The 18,314-nt window shown below is 40.2% G+C and carries 17 protein-coding genes; all 17 read right to left on the bottom strand.

The genetic code is table 11. The features are described from left to right. Nucleotides 1-378 precede the first annotated feature (378 nt). Nucleotides 379-1,863, bottom strand: a complete 1,485-nt coding sequence (gene lysS, locus ACJ004_RS28740) for a lysine--tRNA ligase (protein WP_410896498.1) — start codon at nt 1,861-1,863, stop codon at nt 379-381. Nucleotides 1,864-2,055: 192 nt separating this feature from the next. Further along, nucleotides 2,056-3,057, bottom strand: a complete 1,002-nt coding sequence (dusB, locus tag ACJ004_RS28735; RefSeq protein WP_410896497.1) for a tRNA dihydrouridine synthase DusB — start codon at nt 3,055-3,057, stop codon at nt 2,056-2,058. Nucleotides 3,058-3,111: 54 nt separating this feature from the next. Then, complete coding sequence (locus ACJ004_RS28730) at nt 3,112-3,318, bottom strand: helix-turn-helix domain-containing protein (protein ID WP_410896496.1); 207 nt, start codon at nt 3,316-3,318, stop codon at nt 3,112-3,114. Beyond that, nucleotides 3,270-3,797 (bottom strand): 2-amino-4-hydroxy-6-hydroxymethyldihydropteridine diphosphokinase, encoded by a 528-nt coding sequence (gene folK, locus ACJ004_RS28725; protein WP_410896495.1) that lies wholly within the window; start codon nt 3,795-3,797, stop codon nt 3,270-3,272. Before folK ends, ACJ004_RS28730 begins: the two co-directional genes overlap by 49 nt. A gap of 2 nt (nt 3,798-3,799) precedes the next feature. Beyond that, a complete protein-coding gene (folB, locus tag ACJ004_RS28720; protein ID WP_410896494.1) occupies nt 3,800-4,159 on the bottom strand; it encodes a dihydroneopterin aldolase in 360 nt (119 codons plus the stop codon). Beyond that, a complete protein-coding gene (gene folP, locus ACJ004_RS28715) occupies nt 4,152-4,994 on the bottom strand; it encodes a dihydropteroate synthase (protein WP_410896493.1) in 843 nt (280 codons plus the stop codon). The genes folB and folP overlap by 8 nt, the downstream gene beginning before the upstream one ends. Before the next feature lie 117 nt (nt 4,995-5,111). Then, a complete protein-coding gene (cysK, locus tag ACJ004_RS28710; protein ID WP_410896492.1) occupies nt 5,112-6,041 on the bottom strand; it encodes a cysteine synthase A in 930 nt (309 codons plus the stop codon). A 260-nt stretch (nt 6,042-6,301) separates the two neighbouring features. After that, nucleotides 6,302-7,195: a peptidyl-prolyl cis-trans isomerase gene (locus tag ACJ004_RS28705; RefSeq protein WP_410896491.1), complete on the bottom strand. Its 894-nt coding sequence runs from the start codon at nt 7,193-7,195 to the stop codon at nt 6,302-6,304. 36 nt (nt 7,196-7,231) lie between these two features. Then, nucleotides 7,232-8,110 carry an Hsp33 family molecular chaperone HslO gene (hslO, locus tag ACJ004_RS28700; protein WP_410896490.1) on the bottom strand — a complete coding sequence of 293 codons (879 nt, stop codon included), beginning with the start codon at nt 8,108-8,110 and terminating at the stop codon, nt 7,232-7,234. Nucleotides 8,111-8,131: 21 nt separating this feature from the next. Further along, nucleotides 8,132-8,911 (bottom strand): type III pantothenate kinase, encoded by a 780-nt coding sequence (locus ACJ004_RS28695; protein WP_410896503.1) that lies wholly within the window; start codon nt 8,909-8,911, stop codon nt 8,132-8,134. A gap of 110 nt (nt 8,912-9,021) precedes the next feature. Next, on the bottom strand, nt 9,022-10,959 hold the full coding sequence (gene ftsH / locus ACJ004_RS28690) for an ATP-dependent zinc metalloprotease FtsH (RefSeq protein ID WP_410896489.1): 1,938 nt from the start codon (nt 10,957-10,959) through the stop codon (nt 9,022-9,024). 129 nt (nt 10,960-11,088) lie between these two features. Then, the gene (gene hpt, locus ACJ004_RS28685) at nt 11,089-11,634 is read right to left on the bottom strand and encodes a hypoxanthine phosphoribosyltransferase (RefSeq protein ID WP_410896488.1); all 546 of its coding nucleotides are present in this window, start codon (nt 11,632-11,634) and stop codon (nt 11,089-11,091) included. Continuing rightward, nucleotides 11,631-13,043 (bottom strand): tRNA lysidine(34) synthetase TilS, encoded by a 1,413-nt coding sequence (tilS, locus tag ACJ004_RS28680; protein WP_410896487.1) that lies wholly within the window; start codon nt 13,041-13,043, stop codon nt 11,631-11,633. The genes hpt and tilS overlap by 4 nt, the downstream gene beginning before the upstream one ends. 190 nt (nt 13,044-13,233) lie before the next feature. After that, the gene (locus ACJ004_RS28675) at nt 13,234-14,250 is read right to left on the bottom strand and encodes a protein kinase domain-containing protein (protein WP_410896502.1); all 1,017 of its coding nucleotides are present in this window, start codon (nt 14,248-14,250) and stop codon (nt 13,234-13,236) included. Next, nucleotides 14,219-14,956 carry a VWA domain-containing protein gene (locus ACJ004_RS28670; RefSeq protein ID WP_410896486.1) on the bottom strand — a complete coding sequence of 246 codons (738 nt, stop codon included), beginning with the start codon at nt 14,954-14,956 and terminating at the stop codon, nt 14,219-14,221. Before ACJ004_RS28670 ends, ACJ004_RS28675 begins: the two co-directional genes overlap by 32 nt. Before the next feature lie 95 nt (nt 14,957-15,051). Further along, nucleotides 15,052-17,529: a stage II sporulation protein E gene (gene spoIIE / locus ACJ004_RS28665; protein ID WP_410896485.1), complete on the bottom strand. Its 2,478-nt coding sequence runs from the start codon at nt 17,527-17,529 to the stop codon at nt 15,052-15,054. Nucleotides 17,530-17,866: 337 nt separating this feature from the next. After that, the gene (locus ACJ004_RS28660; protein ID WP_410896484.1) at nt 17,867-18,298 is read right to left on the bottom strand and encodes a S1 domain-containing RNA-binding protein; all 432 of its coding nucleotides are present in this window, start codon (nt 18,296-18,298) and stop codon (nt 17,867-17,869) included. Nucleotides 18,299-18,314 lie beyond the last annotated feature (16 nt).

Here is an 18,314-nt window from a genome sequence, read left to right as displayed (position 1 = left end):
GTCCTGAGCCAGGATCAAACTCTCCAAGAAAGTTGATTAGCTCATAAAAGTTACGTTGGCTTAGTTTCAATAATGAAACTAAATTTATTGTTTGTTTGCACGATCTTGTTTGTTTAGTTTTCAAAGATCAATTACTCAATCGCCTTAAAGCGACTTTATTATCTTATCAAGTTATCACGATAATGTCAACAACTTTTTTAACTTCTTTTTTGTTACTGCCATTGCGTCGCAGCAACAGATATTAATATACCACCATTATAGAACGGGCGCAATAGTCTTTTGTATTTTTTTATCAAATAATCAAAGTAATAATATTCTAACTCTTCTTGTTTGAAGTCATAAAAAAAGTGCCAATGATATGGCACTTTTTTAAAGATATTATTTATGACGCATAAGCGGGAATAATAGTACGTCACGGATAGATGGTGAATTAGTAAGCAGCATAACTAAGCGGTCTATTCCGATTCCTAATCCTCCGGTAGGCGGCATACCATACTCTAAAGCTTCAACGAAATCATCATCCATCATATGAGCTTCATCATTTCCTTGTTCACGTTCTTTTAATTGTGCTTCAAACCGTTCTCTTTGATCAATTGGATCATTAAGCTCTGTAAATGCATTCGCATGTTCACGAGCGACAATGAACAATTCAAAACGATCCGTAAATCTTGGGTCCTCATCATTTTTCTTTGCTAGCGGTGAGATTTCGACAGGATGTCCGTAAATAAAGGTAGGCTGAATTAACTTTTCCTCTACCTTTTGCTCAAAGAATTCATTCACAATGTGACCATAAAGCATATTGTTATTAATTTCGACACCGTGTTCTTTGGCAAGTTCACGTGCTTCTTCGACACTCATCTCTTTCCAGAAGTCCGCACCGGTGTATTCTTTAATGGCATCCACCATATGGAGTCTTTTCCATTCAGGTTTCAGGTCAACTTCATAATCACCATATTGAACAGTCGTTGAACCAACTACTTCTTGGGCAATATGGGCAATTAAATTCTCTGTAAGACTCATGATATCCCGGTAGTCCGCATAGGCTTCATAAAGTTCAATCATTGTGAATTCCGGATTGTGACGGGTTGAAACACCTTCGTTCCGGAATACACGGCCAATTTCGTAGACCTTTTCTAGTCCGCCCACGATCAAGCGCTTTAAGTGCAACTCAATAGCAATCCTCATAAACAATGGCATATCAAGAGCATTGTGATGTGTAATGAATGGACGTGCTGAAGCTCCACCAGCAATCGAATGCATCATTGGTGTTTCTACTTCTAAATATCCGTGGTCATCTAAATAACGACGCATGGATTGAATAATACGGCTTCGTGAAATAAAGGTAGCCTTACTTTCCTGACTCATAATTAAGTCCAAATAACGTTGGCGGTAGCGCTGTTCAACATCCTTTAGTCCGTGGAATTTATCAGGGAGCGGACGCAAAGCCTTTGTTAAAAACACAAAGTCTTCAACTTTTACGGATAATTCGCCTACTTTTGTTTTAAATAGAGTTCCAGTTACCCCAATGATGTCTCCTAAGTCTGCGGAATCAAATAGCTGGTAATTTTCCTCGCCAATCGCATCCTGCCGAACATATACTTGGATTTGACCTGTTAAATCTTGAAGATGTGCAAAGCCTGCTTTCCCTTTTCCACGCTTCGTCATAATTCGGCCTGCTAAAGAAACGGAAACATTCTTTGCTTCAATATCTTCTTTTTCTAGTTCTCCATAATGTTCAACCAATTCTGTTGTACTGTGGGTGCGGTCAAAACGTTTGCCGAATGGATCAAGACCATTTTCGCGCATGGTATTCATTTTTTCACGTCTGACCCTTAATTGGTCATTTAAATCTTCCTGACTCATAAAATCCACTCCAATAATCTTTTTATTATGTAAAATGCTTTTTATATAAGGCAATTCCATTTTTCTACATACTTTATTATTTTACACAAACTTATACTTTCAGACATCAAAAAGTTCTTAATAAAATAAAAACTGCCAGTTTTTTCACTGGCAGCATCAATTAGTATAGAAAAGACACTTTAAGTGACAAATTTATCCTACAATCAATTGGTTTTGTTCTTTTTCTTCAACCTCTGCAACCAAATCATTTAATAATGCCACTAAATCATCTCTCGTCTCACACTCATTAATCGCATTCCGAACTATGGCATTGCCGCGTACCCCTTTTAAATACCAGGCAGCATGCTTGCGCATTTCGCGTACAGCAATATTTTCATTTTTCAGAGCGATTAAACGGTCTAGATGAAGGATACATACATCAATTTTTTCTCTAACAGATGGTTGAGGCATTAAAATACCAGTTTCTAAATATTGAACGGTGCGATAGATCATCCAAGGGTCACCTAAAGCAGCTCTCCCAATCATTACTCCGTCAACACCTGTTTCATCAAGCATGCGTTTAGCATCTTGTGGTGTTTGAACGTCCCCATTACCAATCAACGGAATATTTAGGTTTTGCTTTACTTCACGAATGATATCCCAGTTAGCTTTGCCCTCATACATTTGAACACGTGTTCGGCCATGCAAGGATACAGCCTTTCCGCCAGCTCGTTCTACTGCCTGGGCATTTTTTACGGCAAAAATATGCTCTTCATCCCAGCCTATCCGCATTTTTACAGTAACAGGTTTTTCAACTTCCGCTACTACCGCTGAAACCATTTCGTAAATTTTATTCGGGTCAAGCAGCCACTTTGCACCAGCATCACACTTCGTAATTTTCGGTACAGGGCAGCCCATATTTATATCGATAATATCAGCATTGGTATTCTGATCAACAAATTTAGCCGCCTCGACAAGTGTTTTTCTCTCACCGCCAAAGATTTGCAAACTTAACGGTTTTTCTCGCTCATCGATATAAAGCATATTCATTGTTTTCTCATTTTTATTAACAATACCTTTATCACTTACCATCTCTGCACAAACTAAACCAGCACCAAACTCTTTTACCGTTAAACGGAATGCCGAGTTACATACTCCTGCCATCGGAGCTAGTACGACTGGATTCTTTATTTCAATATCGCCAATTTTCAACATGAAACCACCTCCTATTCTTCTTGAAATTATTTGTTAACAGACACTTTCGCTTTATCATTCTTTTGGTGTTAGGTCGTCTATGGTGATTTTTAAAGATTCCGCAATCCTTTCAAGCAATTCAGCGGCAGGAAGGCGGTTCCCTCTTTCAATTTCGCCTAAAATCGATACTGATACACCCAATTCCCTCGAAAAACCTTCTTGCGTAAAGCCCTTTAACTTTCGATAGGCTCGAATACGTCTTCCCCATTTTTCCGCTTCCATATTCGGACTCCTTCTTTATTTGGTAATTCTTCTAACGATGCCTCAAGTACTTTATTTATCTCCGAACATTTCTTTTCATTATATATTTCTAAAAGTGGAATAATTACAAACGCTCGTTCTAACATCCTTGGATGTGGAACAGTGAGCTTCTCGCTCTCAATATTTTCTTGGTTAAAGGTAAGAATGTCAAGGTCTATTGTTCGTGGACCCCACTTTATTTCCCTTTTTCTCCCAAGTTCTAGCTCGATTTTTAAACATACCTCTAATAATTCCATGGGGCTGAGTACCGTCTGAATCTCAAGTACCATATTCAAAAATAAGTCTTGATTTTCATAGCCAATCGGATCCGTCTCATAAATGGAGGAGTAATTTACCAATTGAATACCTGTATAACATGTTAATCTTTTGATCGCCCTTGCTATATTATCATAACGGTTTCCTATGTTCGAGCCAAGGGCAATAAATGCTGTGTTTTCCACTTTTATCTTCTCCTTGTAATTTCTACTGCAACGGACCGGTAATGACCTGGAATCGGCGGATCTGGTTTAATCACCGTTACGGTAACTTCAGAAATGAGTGGGAACCCTGTCAAAATGTTTGCTGCAATTCTTTCTGCCACAGCTTCGACCAATTTATAGGGCTGGCCCTCCACGATATCTTTGCATACTTGGTAAAGGTCTGCATAATTTACGGAGTATTCCAGCTGATCCGTTTCGCCCGCCTTTTTTAAATCAATGGAAACTGATAAATCGACGGCAAATCGCTGGCCCAACCGAGTCTCTTCTGAAAAAACACCATGGTATCCATAAAACTCCATTCTATTGACGTGGATTTTATCCAATCGCTTCACCCTTTCCCATGAGGGCATCCATCATTTTAGCCATTCTGCTCATTTCCTTCACATCGTGAACACGGATAATATGACAGCCCTTTTGGATTCCGTAGCAGATGGTTGCTCCTGTCCCTTCCAGTCTTTCATGAACAGGGAGATCCAATGCTTGTCCAATCATCGATTTTCTAGAGGTTCCTAATAGTACTGGGTAGCCTAGTTTCACGAACGTATCTAAATTCTGCATAGTTAGCAGATTTTCTTGATAATTCCTTGCAAAACCGATACCTGGGTCGAGGATAATCTGTTCATCCTTAACCCCAGCCTTTTTAACGATGGCAATACTTTCATAAAGATCATTAATGACATCTCTCATAAATACCTTATAGTCTCGGTCGTGCCGATTATGCATGAGAATAATAGGAACACCGTAAGCAGCGGCAACTTGTCCCATCTTTTCATCCGCTTTCGCCCCCCATACATCATTAATCAGATGGGCCCCAGCTTCAATCGCCTGCTTTGCCACTTCCGCTTTATACGTATCAATCGATATTGGGACCTGGACTTGTTCAGAAATCGCCTGAATAATTGGGATTACCCGATTGAGTTCTTCTTCCACAGGGACTGCCGCAAAGCCCGGCCGTGTTGATTCACCGCCGATATCAATAATATCTGCCCCATTTGCCACCATCTCTTTCGCTCGTTCAACAGCAATTTCTACATTATTGAACTTTCCGCCATCTGAAAAGGAATCTGGAGTAGCATTTAAAATGCCCATAATAATGGTTTTTTTACTACTATCCAAGGTATATGGTCCACATTGGATTTGCTCTTGAGATGTTCTCATACCTTTTCCTCCTTATGAACTTTTTTCACTCTTTTTATCATACATGAAATCATAAATAGTTTACAAAAAAAAGAAGCATCAGCAATCGCCAACGCCTCCTTTAATTATCGTTTTACCTTACTCAGCATCGTATTGGTACAGCACTGTACTTAGATAACGTTCACCATTATCAGGAATTATCGCTAGTACCTTTTTACCTTTACCTAGTCTTTTACCAACTTCTAGTGCTGCGTGGATTGCTGCACCTGAGGAAATACCTCCAAGAATTCCTTCTTCTCTTGCTGCACGTCTTGCTGCTGCAAACGCTTCCTCCGTGTTAACTTGGAGTACTTCGTCATAAATGTCTGTATTTAATGTCTCTGGAACAAATCCTGCACCCAATCCTTGCAGCTTGTGTGGTCCAGGTGACCCGCCGGAAAGAACAGGAGAATCTGTTGGTTCAATCGCAAAAATTTTGATTTCAGGGAATTCTTCACGAAGTACACTACCTGCTCCTGAGATAGTTCCGCCTGTTCCGATACCGGAAACAAACGCATCTAATTGGTCCATTTGTTCCACAATTTCTTTTCCAGTTGTTCTTCTATGAACTTCAGGGTTTGCTTGGTTTTTAAATTGTTGTGGTAAGAAATAACCATGCTCCTGAACAAGCTCTTCTGCTTTTGCAATAGCGCCCTTCATGCCGGCTGGACCAGGTGTTAACACTAGTTCAGCACCGTATGCACGAAGGAGGTTCCGTCTTTCCAAACTCATCGTTTCAGGCATAACAAAAACGGCTTTGTAACCTTTTGCTGCAGCAATCATCGCAAGTCCAATACCAGTATTTCCACTTGTAGGCTCAATAATGGTATCGACACCTGGTTTGATTAAACCTTGCTCTTCTGCCGCTTCAATCATTGCTAAAGCGATACGATCCTTTACACTGCTGCCTGGGTTAAAATATTCCAGCTTTAGATAAACCTCAGCACTATTTTCATCTACTATTCTGTTTAATTTAACAATTGGCGTTTGACCGACTAATTCGGCAACTGAATTTGCAACACGAACCATTAAGAGCACCCCTATTCCGAGTAAATTGATTGGATTTATATAATTAAATTTACCAGTTTTATACTGAGTTTGTCAATCGTTTTGTTTACGTATTTTTTACAATATTTCAAATTTACTTTTATATATAAAGTTCTGTAATCGGGCGTTGATTTCCGTTCAAAGCGCTTCGCTTTCCGCTCCAATCAAAATAGTGGCAAAACTCAACTATGAGCTAACATAATCTTTCTATATAAAGAAAAAGCACGGAATATTTCCTGTGCTTAGTTTCCTTCTTGACCATAAAACCATTCAACCTTAGCATCATCCCAAAAAGTAGTCGCAGATGCAGGTGATTTCATTTGTTCTAGTGCAATTTGCCTGCGAATTTGCTCCTTTACATTAGAAAAGGAATATTTTTTTCCGTTAATCTTTCCTTCTAACTTTAGGATGGCATAGCCTTCGTCAACTTTAATTGGCAGACTGTAGGAGCCCTTCTTTAATCCTTGGGCCGTTTCGATATATTGGCTCGGATAACGCTCGTCTCCTTCACTAATATACCCAATATCGCCGCCCTCATTAGCAGAAAACTCCTCAATCGATCGTTCCATTGCTAACGTTGAAAAATCAGAACCTTGGTCTAATTCTTGCAAGGCCTTGTTCGCTTCTTCCAACGTACTTACCACAATGTGTGATAAATGATAGGCAGATGGTACATTAAAAAGGTCCTCGTTTTTTTGATAATAGCTTTCCAATTCTTTGGTTGAAACTTTAACATCTTTTGTTAAAAGCTCCTCTAAAAGAAGGTTGCTGCGGATTTGCTCCTTCCACTTTTCCTCATTATTAATATTCTGTTTATTAAATGAAGTAGTGGTGGATTGCAGCATCCTAAATTCTCGGTCGACATCTTGGGAGGAAACTTTTATCTTATATTTTGCAGCCATTTCCTCGATCACCTTTTGATCGACCATTTCCTTTAAAACATCTTTCCCATATCTAGATTCGAGTTCATTTAGCCAATCTTGGCGTAAAATCGTCTCTTTTCCTATGGTTGCAACTGCCTCTTCATCTAATACGGCACCGCCTGCCGGATTAGCCTTTGAAAGAAAAAAAGCGATTGTTAGGCAGTTCACCAATATCAAGGCGGCAATCACCATCCAAAGTTGCTTCCGTCCCAATCTCTCTCCTCCCATCAGAAAAAGGCAAGCACCCGTTTATTTGGCTTCCTTTTTTAGCTCTTCTAATTCCTCTCTTGAAAAGAGGTACTTTTCATTGCAAAAGTGGCAATGCGCCTCAGCTTGCCCATCTTCTTCAATCATTGCTGTAATCTCGGCGGCCCCTAAACCGATAATGGCATTAGCAAACCGTTCTTTAGAGCAATTACATACAAACCCCACTGGCATCGTTTCTAACACCTTTACTTGCTCTTTTCCAAAAAGTTCTTCGAGGATTTGCTCTGGTGTGAGTCCTCGTTCAATTAATTTAGAGATTGGCTCAATCGTTTTTAGGCGTTCCTCAAGTTTAGAAATAATTGACTCAGGTGTGCCAGGCATTAATTGAAAAATAAACCCGCCTGCTGCCAAGATCGAATCATCTGGGTTCACCAAAACTCCTACCCCTACGGAAGACGGTACCTGCTCAGAGGTTGCAAAATAGTAAGTAAAGTCCTCTCCTAATTCTCCAGATACCAGCGGAACTTGACCGGAAAAAAAGTCACGCAGTCCGATATCTTTGACGACAGCTAACATACCATCTGTTCCCACCGCACGACGAACATCCAGCTTGCCATGTTCATTTGATTCAAAATCCACCTCCGGGTTCGTTACATAGCCACGAACTTCTCCTTTGGCATTACTATCGACAACAATCGGTCCTAGTGGGCCGCCGCCATTTATTTTTATCGTTAATTTATCCTCACCCTTAAGCATGGCACCCATCATCGCCCCTGCGGTCAACGTGCGGCCCAATGCCGCTGATGCCGTTCTCCATGTTTGATGACGCCTTTGTGCCTCAGTCACCGTTTCCGTTGTACGAACTGCAAAGGCTCGAATATTCCCATCATAGGCAAGTGCTTTTACAAGATAATCCTTCATTGCTTAACCCCTTTCTAGCTGTTATTCCTTAGGTTGCCCTATGTTCCTTTTATAGATAAGCTGTAAACCTTTTAAAGTTAAAAATGGATCAACCACATCAATAATAGTTGATTCTTGGGCAATTAAATTAGCTAAACCGCCTGTCGCAATGACGGTAGGCTTTTTCTCCCCTTGCTCCATCATCCGCTTTACAATTCCCTCTACTTGTCCTACATACCCGTAGACAATACCAGCCTGCATGGCCGCCACCGTATTTTTGCCAATAACCCCTTCTGGACGGGCAATTTCTATTCTTGGCAGTTTTGACGCTCGCGAATAGAGTGCCTCAGTTGAAATCCCTATTCCTGGTGCAATCGCGCCACCCATATATTGACGTTCCTCATTCACATAACAATACGTTGTCGCTGTTCCAAAATCGACAATAATCAGCGGACTTCCATATTCATGAATCGCAGCTACAGCATTGACGATTCGGTCAGCACCCACTTCTCTTGGGTTTTCATATTTAATGTTTAGACCCGTTTTAATCCCAGGTCCAACAACAAACGGCTTAATGTGAAAATACTTTTGGCACATTCTTTCCAGTGCAAACATGATTGGTGGAACAACGGAGGAAATAATGATCCCGTCAATATCTGAAAAAGAGAGGCCAGCATGATCAAACAATGCTTTAATATTCATTCCAAACTCATCTTCCGTTCGGTTTCTATTAGTTTCAACACGCCAATGATATTTAAGCTCCTCACCATCATAAACACCTAGTACAATATTGGTATTTCCTACATCAAATACGAAAATCAAATCTATCACTCACTTTTCAGATTATTCTCTTCTATACTGAAAACATAATACCATACATTGGTTTATTCATAAAAAAAAAGAGCGCTTCTTCCGAAGCACTCTTTACATATTTATTGCTTATCTAATTCGTCAGAAGGGTTTTGAGGCTCAAGCTCATCCTTTTTCTTATTGATATTGACCTTCACGTCTTCTGTTTTTTTCGGGCCGATTTTCACAGCTTCTAATGCTTGGTTAGGCTCTGGCATATGACCATGGTCAACCAAGTATTTAATCTGTTCCGCCACAAGAGTTTCCACTTCAAGTAATGTTTTTGCAATGAGATCAAGCTTATCACGATTTTCAGTGAGAATCACTTTAGCTCTTGCATAACATTCTTTAATAATTCGTTGAACTTCCAAGTCGATTTCGTAAGCAATCGCATCAGAATAATTTTGTTCATTATGAATGTCTCGGCCCAAGAAGACCTGACCACCTGAACCTTGACCAAACTGAAGTGGTCCAAGTTTATCACTCATACCGTATTCTGTTACCATCTTACGGGCAATACTGGTTGCACGTTGGAAGTCATTGTGTGCTCCTGTACTTACTTCACCAAAGACAATCTCTTCAGCGACACGGCCGCCCAATAAACCAACAATTTTATCAAGTAATTCTGGCTTCGTCATAAAGTAACGGTCTTCCCTTGGAAGCATGACAGCATATCCGCCTGCTTGCCCACGCGGTACGATGGTAACCTTGTGAACCATGTCTGCTTCATCAAGCACTAAACCGATTACCGTATGGCCGCCCTCATGGAAAGCAACAATATTACGTTCTTTTTTGGAAATAACCCGACTCTTTTTAGCTGGGCCAGCAATGACGCGGTCTGTTGCTTCATCAATATCTTCCATATCGATTTTCTTCTTACTGCTGCGAGCTGCAACTAATGCCGCCTCATTTAATAAGTTTTCTAAATCAGCACCTGAAAAGCCAGGTGTACGCATCGCAATATTTTTCAAGTTTACCGATTCGTCCAAAGGTTTATTACGTGCATGGACTTTAAGAACGGCTTCACGTCCAACAACATCCGGACGGTCTACCGTAATTTGTCGGTCAAAACGACCTGGACGTAATAACGCCGGATCTAAAATATCAGCACGGTTTGTGGCAGCAATAATAATAATTCCTTCATTTGCCCCAAATCCGTCCATTTCAACAAGCAATTGGTTCAAGGTTTGCTCACGTTCATCATGTCCGCCGCCTAACCCTGCGCCACGCTGACGTCCAACTGCATCAATTTCATCAATAAAGATAATACATGGTGCATTTTTCTTAGCATTTTCAAATAAGTCACGAACACGGGAAGCCCCGACCCCGACAAACATTTCAACGAAGTCCGAACCACTGATCGAGAAGAATGGAACGCCAGCTTCTCCTGCAGTTGCACGAGCGAGCAAGGTTTTACCAGTACCTGGAGGTCCTACAAGAAGCACTCCTTTTGGAATCCGGGCACCCAGTTCAGCAAACTTCCGTGGATCCTTTAGAAATTCGACAACTTCCACTAATTCTGCCTTTTCTTCATCAGCACCTGCTACATCTCTAAAACGAACCTTTTTCTTATCGTCGTTATAAAGCTTCGCTTTGGATTTACCAAAGTTCATGACACGGCTGCCGCCGCCTTGTGCTTGGTTTAATAAGAAGAAGAATAAAATAAAGATAATCACAAACGGAATAATTGATGTAAAGAAAGTCACCCATCCACTTGTTTCCTTTGCAGGCATTACTTCAACTTTTGAATCAGCTTTATTGATTTTGTTAATAATTTCTTCACTGTTTGGAACATAAGTTATGAATTTTTTCTTCGTTTCAAGCTCACCTCGAACTTCATAAACCCCTCGTTCAGGCTGCATGGAGAACGAATCTACTTTGCCATTTTCTAATTGGGTAACAAACTTATCATATGAAATATGATCTGTTGGTTCATTGCTTCCATTAAAGAAGCTCACCACGCCAATAATGACTAAAAATATCAATAAATAAAAGATGGTATTACGGAAAATCCGATTCATCTCTTACCTCCTCCCACGATAGACAAACTATACTAAATGGTATCATAGAAAATCTTACAAATTCAAGAAATTACACTTACTACTAGGACTTGCTATCTCCGAGTTTTAGTAAAGAAGGGATACCACTCTCTAGAGATTATCGCTGTATACTTCTGGTTTTAGGACGCCAATATATGGAAGGTTACGATACTTTTCTATATAATCCAAGCCATAACCGACAACAAATTCATCTGGCACAATAAAACCAACATAATCCGCTTTAATCGCACTTTTTCTACCTGTTGGTTTATCAAGCAGTGTCACAATCTTGATGGATTTTGCTTTTCTATACTTGAATAAGTCAACCAAGTAGCTAAGTGTTAAACCGCTATCGATAATATCTTCGATAATAAGAATGTCTCTTCCTTCTACAGATGTATCTAAATCCTTAATAATTTTTACTTCACCAGAAGAAACAAGTCCGGTTCCGTAGCTGGATACATCCATAAAGTCCATTTCAAGATAACAATCCATACGTTTTAATAAATCACCCATAAACGGCATGGCACCTTTTAGCACACCAATAGCTAGCGGGAATTTATCTTGGTACTCTTCAGTTAACTGTGCAGCTAGTTCCCTGATTTTAGTTTGAATCTCTTCTTCTGTTACTAAAACCTGTTTAATATCCTGTTTCATCTAAATGTGCCCCCTAGAAGATCCTTACTTTGATATGTGAATAGTATATATTGTTGAGCAGTGTAATCTATGCCTTCTATTGAAGATTTTTTTAAACCTGGCAGCCAAATAATCCTGCCATCTTTATCAGTTACTATTGGCCACAAGTTTCGTTCTTGAACTGGTACTTTTTGATCAATGAATATCGATTTTAATTTCTTCGAACCTTGCATTCCCTTTATCGTCATTCGGTCGCCTTCTTTTCGAGAACGAATAATGATTGGCCACTTTAACCTGTTAACACTAAACAAGGCAGTGTTCCCATCTATGGGAGGAATTTCCCCAATAACATATCCGCTTCCAATTTCCCCGCCATTCGGCAAGTTAATCACACCAGGCTCCGTCATTTCAAAATGATAGGACGGCACCTCCATCGATTCAAATTGGAAAGAAAGGGAATAATAGGAACGGGTAACTTTTAAACCATTAGGAAAATCGAGTTGACCTGATGGGTGAGGATGCTGAATTAAGAAAAATACTTGATCAATATGTACGGCAGATAAAGAAGCTGGTTTTTCTTTGTAAAGATAGTTTAATATTAGTTGAATCCCTCTCCTTTGTAAAGGTAAAGCCACTTCAAGAAAGCGTTGAATGTCAATGGTAATTTTGCTTTCTTCCTTTTTTGTCATTACTGTATTCATTTGCTGGACAGTTAATTCCTGAAGAAAGATTTCATCGCTGGTTAATTCTTCACTAAACCGTTGAAAATGTTCATGGACATGCGGGTTTTCTTTTTTTAAAAAAGGAATTATTTCTTTACGAAATCGATTTCTGCTATATATCCCTTTTTCATTACTGGGGTCTATTCTTGGGCTAAGGTTTTGCTTTTGACAATACTCGATAATGTCAGCCCTCTCCAACCCTAAAAACGGACGAAAAATGGTCCCGTTATAAAATGGGCGGATAAAAGGAATACCTGCCCGAGCAAGCCCCGTACTGCCTCTTGTTACTCTCATCAGCATCGTTTCCATTTGATCATCGCCATGGTGAGCTAACGCTAAAAATGGATACTGATACTTTTCCATGATCTTTAAAAAAAACTCATACCTCACATCTCGTGCCGCAATCTGCGAACTTTTACCTGTTTTATTCATTATTTCCGGGACATTGACCCGAGTCATTTCAAACGGAATGCGATGTTGTTCACAAAAATCCCTAACAAAAATCGCATCCTCATAGGACTCCTGACCACGAAACATATGGTCTACATGAGCCACAATCAGGTGCAAATCTTGCTTTTCTTTTTCCGCGAGCAAATAGTGCAGCAGTGCCAGCGAATCCGGCCCTCCTGAAACACCAATGACAATTTTTTTCGATGTTAAGCTAAATGCCTGGTGATGAAGAAAGGCCTTAACTTTAGTTTCCAACATATTATTGCTCTCTTCCTTAAACCAAAGTTTAAAACTTAATAACGGTAAGAATAACCTTAGTCTACCACTTTTAAGAATAAAGTATCAAAGCATTGGTATTGCAAAATGCCTAGAAATTTTTCCTATTTATTTACTCAAAGCTTACTGTATAAATTCTTATACGAATGACTTAAAAAATAGTTTCAAACATTTATAATAATTTATTAAATGTGTACCATGCATACAGAAGACCTAACACGATCGTTATTAACCAAAATTCCATCCAGCCGCTTTTTTTCTTCTTTTTCCGAAAGTTCTGCCTTGTCATTGGCCGGCTTCCCATAGGTCCCGGCTGCTGTGGCTGTTTTTGTGCAGGTTTGCCCGTTCCGGCAGTTTTTGCTGGGGACGGATCAGGAATTTTTTTTTCAATCATGAGCTCTAATAAATCTGCTCTCATTTGCTTAGCACTGCTATAATGGCCTTGAAGCGCTTTTAAGATGACCTTTTCCCATGCCAATAACTCTGGCTTTTGACGGATGGCTTCTCTTAATTGCGAAATCCCTCTGGTTGTTTTCGTCAATCGTTTAGGATAGGCGGTATTGATCATAATCATTGCCACGGCAAACAAGTCATAAGAGGGCTCTGCCTTCCTTGAACCCAGCCCCCAATATCCGCGGTCATAAAACTCAGTGAACTCCTTTATGGCTCTCCCTTGAATGGTGGTTCCGCCCACATCAATACACCTTATTTTAGGCGGTGGTCCTGTGACAATTAAATTTTCTGGCTTTAAGTCGCCGAATACCCAGCCATTTTCATGAAGCTTGTCTAAATCCTTTAAGAGCTGCAAAAATAAAACGCTGGTCCATGACCTTCCCTTTTGTTGTAAAAAAGATAAAAAGTCAGGACCCTGTATGTATTCCATGACATAAAAGGAAATACGTCCTTGAGTACTTTGCCAATCATCGACATCAAGCAAAGAAGGCCCAAGGGTTGGGGTTCCCTGGACCTTTGCTAAGGATTTTAAAACATTTACCTCAGAAGTGATCGACATACCATTATCACTCATTTTTAACGCTACTTGAGTGTTATTATGTTTGGCAAGGTAGACCACCCCGTTTGCTCCAAATCCAAGTTCCTTGATGATCGTATACTTATTAAAATGCCACTTCCCTGAAATGACGGTTCCGGGGCTTACCTTACATTGACTCTTCAAAGTATGATTCATCATCACGTGAAAGAAGGCTCCTTAGGGATTGTTTTTGATCAAATGAGGATAGCGCTGTCCGTAACGCTGGTCCAGTCGGGGTAATTCCGCCCGTAGACAATTGGGAAAAGACACTTGTCAATGTCTGCAGTTTCGGCGTCCAATCCAGCAATCTTTCGACATCTTTCTTTTTCCCAGGAAATACGTAAACTGAAAATTGATTATCACCTGTACGAGCGTTTAAGCTTAGTGACAGATCAAGCAGTGCTTCTTTTACTGTTGGCAGCTTGTGTTTCATACTTGCACTTGTATCGACAAGAATCAACACCTCTAATTCGATCGTTTCACCTAATTCATCAACAACCTCCATCACTTCTCCGCGTTTTTCAGGTGGTAGATCTTCCATCGTTTGCGAACGCCCTAATATTTGCTGCAGTTCTCGGTTCACCACTCCTTGAATCGTCTGATTCATAGCCTTACGAGTAACCATTTGAACGGTTTGCGATAGCTGCTGGGCATAGACAATCTGACTGACACCCCCGCCTGACATCGCAATTCCTTCAATTTCAGTCATTCCTTTTTCATCAATGGTATCCTGTTCCATTACTCCAATGACATTAACAGTAATTCCTTGTTCTTTTGCGAGTGCAGCCATGGCTATTGGATCGTCCCCTTGATTAGAGCATCCATCGGTAATCAGTAATATTTGGCGAATTTTCCCTGTATACATAACCTTCTCCCTCCACTACATGTATTGGTACCATTTTCGACGGGAAGAAGGTGATTTATACATATATTAATAGATGACTGCGCAAAATAACGCTTTTAGGCTTGACGCTTTAACTTTTGAACAGGAATCGACGCCCATTTCGGTGTATTATGTTTGATTTTTGCCACCGTTACAGTCATATCATCATGGATGATCTCAGATCTCGAACGAATCACTTCCTCAAGGATTAAATCAGCTACTTCTTGTGGGTCTTCTGTCTCTAACCCTTGTAATTTTCGCTTCATCCATAAATCATAGTTCTCGACATGCAAGGGTCCTTCAAATACTCCATCACTCATCATAATAAGCAAATCTCCTGCTTTCAATTGCTCACTGACCACATCTACTTCAAATTCTTGAATCATCCCAATCGGCAGATTGCTAGCTTGGATTTTAATAATTTTATTTCCTCTTTTAATAAAGCTTGGTGTAGAACCAATCTTAAGGAACTTCGCTGAAGCATTTTGCAGATCAATCATCGCTAAATCTAATGTAGAAAAAATTTCATCTGTTGTTCGGAGCGAAAGGATCGAATTAATGGACTTAATCGCTACCTTTTCCTCAATTCCTGATTGGAGAATTTTTTGCAAAAGAAGCAGGGTTTCCTTACTCTCGTAATGCGCCCTTTCTCCATTCCCCATCCCATCACTGATAGCAATTGCATATTTACCAAATCCAAGTTCAATTGTCGAATAGCTATCGCCTGATACTAGACCGCCATCTTTAGCAGCATGGGCTACACCTGTTTCTACCGTATACGCCTTGGACGACCTGAACGTTACATGACAAAAGTCATTCGGCATGGTTGCACATTCTTCCATTTTTACAACGATCGTCTCACCAAGAATGTCTGATAACATCGGCGCAATTAACTTTTCACATTCCCCGTGACCATTGCAAAATGGTAAAGACATTTCAATGTCGACATTTCCTTGTTCGAGGCTATATATTTCTACCTGTTCAATATGGATTCCGAATGATTGCATTGCCTCCATAATTTGTTCTTCCTGCTTGTGATGATTTTCTCTTTCCCGCTGAATCTCCTTTGCGAAATTTTCCATTACCTCAGACACACCTAACAATTGATCGGCAACAAGCTTTCGGCTCTCCTGAACCTGTCTTTTCAACTTTTGATTGGCTTGGAAAAATGTTAATTCCTGTCCAATCGATTCATATACTTTTTTAGAACGTGTACATATCTTCTCCCAATCTCGTGCTAGTTTCGTAGAAATCGTCCCATTGTTTTGATCCATTTCATGAATAATTTCTTCCATATAAGCATAGGTTGTATTAAAATTACTCGTCCAGCATTGGTCCTTCTTAAAGCAGGTTTGGCAGGTTTTCTCGGTCACATTGCTCATAAAGTAATCCATTTCTCGTTCACTTTCATCGTCCCTTGGCTGGACCTCCATTTGTGAAAAGCTTTTGGACAAGGCATGGAAGACATTAGAGAATTGAGAAACCCGCTGCGCAGTGACGTCGCGCATTTTCCGCATATATTTTTGCTGCTCCGCTGTGTACTCTGGTGTACCAGGGATATACTTTGCTAATCGTGAAGTGAGGAGCTGAGGTGTTAGAAGGAATAAAAAGACGGCAGCGGCTGTTTCCAATACCGTTTGCAGGATTGAACCGTCGCCCCCTTCCCCATACATACCGATGAGGAGTGTGGCAATAAATAATCCAATCGAAACACCTATTTTCTTCCCTTCCTTCATTAGGCCGCCGAGAACACCTGAAAAGGCAAGCAAACTCATATGGTAAAAGCTCGAAACGCTCGCAAGACTAAAAATTAAGCCCGTGACGACCCCAACGGTGGAGCCGACTGTTGCCCCAGCAATAAAAGAAAACACTAATACTAAGTATCTTGACAGGATATGCTCCACCGACAAGTCATATACCTTCCACCCAATCGTCCCCGTCATGATTGAAGCAAGCATGATGATTAAGCAGACAATTTCTTCTGTTTTTAATAATTGCCTTCGTTTGTTAAAGGTTAATAATGGAATACTTTGTAAAAAAATGAGCGTCAAGATAAAAGCAAGGCTCGTCTGTACTCCGACCATCATGAAGTCATAAAGCGTTAATTGCGTCGAAAGGATAAACGCTTCCGCTAATTTCCCCAGTCCTAGCACAATACCGACAAAAAAGGGCAAAGCTTTTAGCTCATTTTTTATCCATTTTTTGCTTATTCGAAAGACTACGATAAAGCAAAGGGTGATGATAAAGGTACTGGCAGCATTTGTTAATGAAATGGTTACTGCTCCGATAACCAGTCCGATCAAGGCAAGCGGTGCCCGATCACGTTTAATTAAATACACGGAGGCAAAAAAGGGAAGGCAAAAAGGAGTCAGCTTTGCCAAAATCAAGGCCCGTCCAAGCAAAAACCCAACTATTAATAACAGGTACCCCTTTTTTATGAAAAAGGACTCAAGCATGAGTTGAATTTTTTTCAGACCATTCTGCAAAGCCCATTTAGATGAATGAAGATTTACTTCACTAACAGGTTCTATGAAACTAGCATTTGTCTTTTCCATAAATCACACTCCCTATTCTTTCATTGTTCAGATAATTATAAAATTAATAGACTTAAAAGTTTGTCAAATTAGTGAACAGGCTAAAAAAATCGTTCGACGGTTTTCTCTATTATCATTCAAATAATATTAATTAGTGTCGTAGAGTGACACCGCTTCGTTGGATGCCATCGCTCATTTTTGGGTGTCAGGCACCATGTGAAAAATTCACATGGTGCCTGACACCCTTTTTCATTCGTCGAAAAGTGAGCACAAAAAAAGACAGGTCAATTTGACCTGTCTTTCGATTATAGATATGAAGTGGTTCCACTCTTCATCCGATAAAAAGTTTAGCAGCAAGTTACCCCCGCTTAGCTCCTCTTCCTCCACGTTTGGACTCTGTGTGCCTTTTTAAGGAAGATAAACGATCCTCGCTATCTTTTAAAAATTTTGCCATTTTGGTTTCAAAATTTTCCGGCTTAGAATTATTGCGATCGTTATTTCTCCCCTGACGAGGGCGTTGTGAGTTTGAGTGGGATCTTTGCTGTGACTCTGGTCGATCCTTTGCCTTTTTAATCGACAGTCCAATCTTCCCATCCTTCTCAACATTAATGACTTTTACCTCTACTTGGTCGCCAACCTTCAGATGGTCATTAATATCTTTCACATAGTTGTCAGCGACCTCACTGATGTGTACGAGTCCTGTTGAGCCCTCCGGCAGCTCTACAAACGCTCCAAAATTAGTAATCCCGGTTACCTTCCCATGTAACTTGCTGCCTACTTCAATTGACATAAAAAGAATGTTCCTC

The organism is Neobacillus sp. 204, assembly GCF_046562815.1.
Classification (GTDB): Bacteria; Bacillota; Bacilli; order Bacillales; family Cytobacillaceae; genus Neobacillus.
The sequence above is the reverse complement of the archived record's forward strand: the minus strand, read 5'-3'. Positions and strand labels throughout refer to the sequence as shown.